At 25.9% G+C, this 5576-nt stretch carries 8 protein-coding genes; 3 read left to right on the forward strand and 5 right to left on the reverse strand.

Going from position 1 to position 5576, the window contains the following annotated elements; translation table 11 throughout:
• Nucleotides 1-123: 123 nt before the first annotated feature.
• From GIL12_RS09815 to GIL12_RS09830, 4 genes are read right to left on the reverse strand one after another with little or no spacing between them, the layout of a single operon-like run.
• A complete protein-coding gene (locus tag GIL12_RS09815) occupies nt 124-2682 on the reverse strand; it encodes an EAL domain-containing protein (RefSeq protein WP_163470296.1) in 2559 nt (852 codons plus the stop codon).
• Nucleotides 2683-2706: 24 nt separating this feature from the next.
• Nucleotides 2707-3057 carry an Hpt domain-containing protein gene (locus GIL12_RS09820; RefSeq protein WP_163470297.1) on the reverse strand — a complete coding sequence of 117 codons (351 nt, stop codon included), beginning with the start codon at nt 3055-3057 and terminating at the stop codon, nt 2707-2709.
• An 8-nt stretch (nt 3058-3065) separates the two neighbouring features.
• The gene (locus GIL12_RS09825; protein WP_163470298.1) at nt 3066-3560 is read right to left on the reverse strand and encodes a flavodoxin; all 495 of its coding nucleotides are present in this window, start codon (nt 3558-3560) and stop codon (nt 3066-3068) included.
• Between the two features lies 1 nt (nt 3561).
• Nucleotides 3562-4293 (reverse strand): ThiF family adenylyltransferase, encoded by a 732-nt coding sequence (locus tag GIL12_RS09830; protein WP_163470299.1) that lies wholly within the window; start codon nt 4291-4293, stop codon nt 3562-3564.
• A gap of 190 nt (nt 4294-4483) precedes the next feature.
• Between GIL12_RS09830 and rplU the strand changes: the two genes are divergently transcribed.
• The 3 genes from rplU to rpmA are packed head-to-tail and all read left to right on the forward strand — an operon-like array spanning nt 4484 to nt 5424.
• Nucleotides 4484-4795 carry a 50S ribosomal protein L21 gene (rplU, locus tag GIL12_RS09835; protein ID WP_163470300.1) on the forward strand — a complete coding sequence of 104 codons (312 nt, stop codon included), beginning with the start codon at nt 4484-4486 and terminating at the stop codon, nt 4793-4795.
• Between the two features lie 8 nt (nt 4796-4803).
• Complete coding sequence (locus GIL12_RS09840; protein ID WP_163470301.1) at nt 4804-5139, forward strand: ribosomal-processing cysteine protease Prp; 336 nt, start codon at nt 4804-4806, stop codon at nt 5137-5139.
• Entirely contained in the window at nt 5140-5424 is a 285-nt protein-coding gene (gene rpmA / locus GIL12_RS09845; protein WP_163470302.1) for a 50S ribosomal protein L27, read from the forward strand.
• A gap of 67 nt (nt 5425-5491) precedes the next feature.
• Here the strand turns inward: rpmA and GIL12_RS09850 are convergent, their stop codons facing one another.
• Nucleotides 5492-5575 carry an IS3 family transposase gene (locus GIL12_RS09850; RefSeq protein ID WP_370456718.1) on the reverse strand — a complete coding sequence of 28 codons (84 nt, stop codon included), beginning with the start codon at nt 5573-5575 and terminating at the stop codon, nt 5492-5494.
• Nucleotide 5576 lies beyond the last annotated feature (1 nt).

Consider the following 5576-nt stretch of genomic DNA (forward strand, 5'->3'; position numbering starts at 1 on the left):
TCCTTTCTTTTGGTGTCGCAACTTAATTGTAACGGATTTTTTTATTTGTCTCAATTTTTTTTTGCAAAAAATAAAGGCATTAGTATTTTTACAAATACCAACACCAAATATTATAGACCCTTTTTATTTTATATATAATTCTTCAAAATGACTTACTGGAATTGGTTTATTAAATAAATAACCTTGAACTGCTTCACAACCTAATTTTTTCAAAGCTGTAAACTGTTCTTCAGTTTCAACTCCCTCTGCAATACTATCTATTTTTAATTCCTTGCATATCTTAAAAATATTTTTTATAATTATTTTACTTTTATCATTTGTTATAACATCATTTATTAAACTTTTATCTATTTTTATAGTGTTAAAATACATGTATATTAATACAGCCATATTACTATACTTAGCCCCAAAATCATCCAATGATATTAAAAAACCTTTCCTTGTTATTTTTGAGCAAATAGATTTTATACTTTCCTTATCTAACTCTCCTATAGTTTCAGTCATTTCTATTTCTATGTATTCTCTAGGAATATTATATTTATTTGATATTTCAATGATTTCTTCAACTATTCCAGGGGTCATAAATGTTAATCTTGAAAAATTAAGGGAAATTTTTATTAATTTTTTCCCTTCCTTTATCCATTTTTCCAATAATTTACAAACCTCTTCAAAAATATATTTATCTAAATATTTTATAAATCCATCTCTTTCCAATTGAGGAATAAATTTATATGGAGATTGAATCTCATTATTTAAATAAAGTCTTGTTAGAGCTTCAGCTCCAAAAATCTCCCCATTTTCAGCATTTGCTTTTGGTTGTAAATGCATTCTATAGTTTCCTTCTTTTAGTTGTTCCATAAATTTTATTTTTCTTTTAAATTTTTGTAATTCTTCTATGCGTTTCTTATCGTAATATTCTTCCTTTGAATATTTTAGAAACTCCTCTGCATTGGTACATAGTTTATTTAAATCTATATCACTATCAGACCAAGCTTTTCCAATAGAAACACTTACTAAGAACTTCTCATCTATAAATGTTTCCCAGTCTTTTATATCCTTTTCAAATTTTTTATAAGTTAAGTCTTCAAATAATATGAAAAATACATCCCCATAAAGACGAAACTTTAAATTTGTTTGAAAATAATCATTAAATGAATTTGACATTTCTTTTAAAATATTGTCCCCATATTCTCTTCCAGAAACTAAATTAATATTTTTAAAGTCATTTATGTCAATATACAAAACCCCTAAAGAAGACAAACTTTCTAGATTTAATTTATCAATCTTTTTTCCATAGCTACTATGATTTAAAAGTCCTGTTAATTGATCATATTTTCCAGTGTAGCATTTATTGTTTAAAGACTTATATTTTAAATATTCACTGGTAATTAAATAAGATATAAAACCAAACATTTCTTCGTTAGGTTTATTTACTTTAAAATTTTCTCCAATTAAATATCCATAAATTTCATTATTAAAAAATATTGGAACTTTATATGTGTTTTTAATTTCCTCACTAGTTCCAACTTCTTTAGAAACTCTGTTAAATAAATCACATTTTTCATTATTCATTTCTAAGGTAATTTTTATTTTATCCAGTTGAAAATAATTTTTAGTATTTTCTAGAATAATCATTATTGAAGTTTCAAAATCACAAGATGATTCCAACATAGGTATAATTTTAAAAATATACTCTTCTTTACTTAGTTTATTAGCTTCCTTTAATACTTTTACACTGTTACATTCTTTTTCATCGCATATATGAAAAGTATTTTCTCCAATTATTATTGCATTTGATAGAGCTTCATAGGCACTAGTATATAATTTATCTATATCACTGTCTCCATCTGAATATCCAATTCCTAGAGAAAATTTAAAATATTTTGTAAATGAAAATTTATTTTCTTTTCTAAATACCTTAAGATAAATTTTTTCTATTTTTTGTTTTAATCTATCCTTGGAAAAAGAATTAGAAAATATTATTATTTTATCCTCATCAATATTCCCAAGAAGAATATTAGAATGAAACTTTATTTTAAAATTGTCTGCTAGCTCTAAAAATAATTCTTTATATTTATCTTCACCTATTTTTTCAAGTACTTCTTTTTTATTGTTTACTGATAAAATCCCCATTAAACAAGGTGTCTTTTTTTTAATCTCATTTTCTATTATTTTTTTTATAGTTTTATCGTTATATAAACCTGTATCCTTATTTAACTGTACTTTACTGTCTAGAGATAACTCTATTTTTTTACGATAAGTTATATCTTTAATAAGAATTTTTGAATAAATCTTTTTCTTAACTATATTAAAATATGATTCTATTATTATACTGCACCAAGATATTTTCCCTTCGTTATTAACATGTTCATATTGAAAGAACAAAATATTTTTTCCTTTATTATAATTTTCTAGTATATTTTCTGTGCTAATAAATTCATAATAATTTTCTAATTTATCTTTCTTTAGTATATGTTTTGCTATTTTTCCAACAATATCATCATAGTTTATACTTTCTATTTCAGATAAAAAAAAGTTTACATCTTTATATTCAATTATGTCTTTTAGATCTAGATCTAATCTAAACATAATTAATGTGTCATCTGAAGGATCTCCATCTGAAATTTTATTAAAACATCCCCTAGCCAACATCCCCTTTCTAAGTTCCATTGTTTTTGTCATTTTAACTCCTTTTGAGTAAAATATTTATACATTATCTTTACTTATTTTTTTTATTTCATTATAAAATTTCATCATTTTTTTATAGTCCTCATAAACTCCCATTAAAGAATTGTTCCTTAATTTTTCAACAATTATAACTAATAAGTCATATAAGGGTGTTAATCCTAAATTTCCAGCTACACCTTTTAAAGTGTGGCTTTCATTAAAAGCTTTTTCAATATCTTTTTCTTCAATAAATTTACCTAGGTTTTCAAAACCTTCATCAGCTACAAATTTCTTTAAACAAATAATATATAATTCCTCATCCCCTAGAACTCTATCTAAAGCTCCCTTTACATCGCATCCATTATTATTTAATTCTTTTAAAATAGACATTATACCCCCTATTTTTTTATTTCCTTTATCCATTCATATATTCTATCTGGTGTTTCATTATCTTGATAATTTTCATCTAAAGCTAGCCCTACAAATTTATTATTTATTACTGCTTCACTTTCTTCAAAAGAATATCCTTCACTAGAAGTTAATCCTATAATCTCACCTTTATTTTCTTTTACAATATCATATAATACCTTCATTCCTCCTACAAAGGATTCACCAAAGGCAAATTGATTTCCCAATCCAACTAGAGCTATTTTTTTGTTTTCAAAATTTATTTTTTTTAATTCTTCTAAATTTTTAACCCAATCCTCTTGAGGTTCCCCTACTCCATAAGAAGGAGTTACCATTATTATATTTTCAAATTCTTTTATTTTTTCTATTCCATTTTTTACATTTATAGTCTCATAATCAACTTTTTTTAAATTAAATTCTATTTCATCTACAACTGCTTCTGTTTTCCCTGTGTTTGTCCCATAAAAAATTCCTATTTTTTTCATTTTACTTCCTTTCTATTTTACCATTAATATTCTTTATTCTGCAAATATCTTTTATAACTTCACTTGCTATTATAAGCCCTGCAACTGAAGGCACAAAGGATATACTCCCAACATTTACACTTTTCTCTCTATTATTTTCTACATTAGATGGCTTTATGGCTTTTTCCTTTGAATATAGTACCTTTAATTTATTTATTCTTCTTTTTTTTAATTCTTTTCTCATTACTCTAGCTAGTGGACAAACTGAAGTTTTATTTATATCTGCAACCTCTAACATCATAGGATTTATTTTGTTTCCTGTTCCCATGGAAGATATTATTGATATATTTTTTTCCTTTGCCATTTCTACTAGATCTAATTTTGATGTTACTATATCTATTGCATCTACAATATAATCATAATCTTCATCAAAAAAAAGCTCTCTTGTTTCATTTGAATATTTTTCTTTAATTCCTCTAATAATTAAATCTGGATTTATTTCTTTCATTCTCTCTACAACAACTTGTACTTTATTTTTTCCTATTGTCTTATCAGTTGCTATTATTTGTCTATTGATATTTGTTATATCTATAGAATCAAAATCAACCACTGTAAGTTTCCCAATTCCTCCCCTTACTAGTGATTCTACTACAAATCCTCCAACTCCTCCAACTCCAAAAACTATCACATTGGATTCTTTTAATTTGTTGAAGTTTTCCTCTCCTATTAAGTTTCTTTCCCTTTGAAATCTCATTTTTTCTCCCTTGGTTTTAAATTACTTTTCACTAAAAAATTATACCTTTATATTTATAAAAAATCAATTATGTTTTTCATTAAAAAATCCATTGACATTAAAGAACTTTTGTGATATTATCTTATAGTTACGCTTAGCGATGGTTTTCAGCAACCCTAGCTAGCGAATAAATACTTTTGGAGGTGTTGGAATGTACGCAGTTATAAAAACTGGTGGTAAACAGTACAAAGTTGCAGAAGGTGATGTTTTAAGAGTTGAAAAGCTTAATGCTGAAGTTAACGAAACTGTAGAAATTACTGATGTTCTTTTAGTGGCTAATGGTGAAGATTTAAAAGTTGGAACTCCATTAATCGAAGGAGCTAAAGTTGCAGTTGAAATTTTAAACCAAGGAAAAGGTGAAAAAGTTATTAACTTCAAATACAAGCCTAAAACAGGATACCATAGAAAAAAAGGTCACAGACAACTATTTACTGAAATCAAGATCACATCAATTAACGCATAGTTAATATTATGACTAAGATCGAGATTTTTAGAAAAAACGGTAGAATTATCAAGTATAAAGCTACTGGACATGCAGAATATAATGAATACGGTTCAGATATAGTGTGTGCAGCACTTTCTACTACATTACAGTTCCCCCTAGCGGGATTCCAAGATGTTTTAGAAATCTATCCTAGATTTGAATTATCTTCTGATGGTCTTATATCTGTCGATTTGGACAATATGGACTTAAATGGTAAAGAAAGAGAAGTGCATACTCTTTTGGAAAGCATGGTGGTAGTTTTAATAGAGCTATCAAAGAATTATCCAAAAAATATAAAGCTTGTAGAGAAGGAGGAATTTTAAATGTTATTTTTATTAAATATACAATTATTTGCACATAAAAAAGGTCAAGGTTCTGTTAAAAACGGAAGAGATTCTAACCCTAAGTACCTTGGTGTAAAAAAATATGATGGAGAAGCTGTTAAAGCTGGAAATATCATAATTAGACAAAGAGGAAATAAATTTCATGCTGGTAATAATATAGGTCAAGGAAAAGACCATACTTTATTTGCATTAATTGAAGGATATGTAAAATTCGAAAGATTAGGGAAAGACAAGAAACAAGTTTCTGTATATGAAGCTAAATAATATCTTAATTGATAAAAAAGCCTCAATAATGTAGTGAACCCATTTTCTTGGACATGAAATTTAATATTTAATTTAAGGATTGATTCCTGTATTCTGCAGGAGTTAATCCTTTTAATTTTATTTTAATTCTCTGATTATTATAATAATCAATA

The organism is Fusobacterium sp. IOR10 (assembly GCF_010367435.1).
In the GTDB taxonomy this organism is placed as follows: Bacteria; Fusobacteriota; Fusobacteriia; order Fusobacteriales; family Fusobacteriaceae; genus Fusobacterium_B.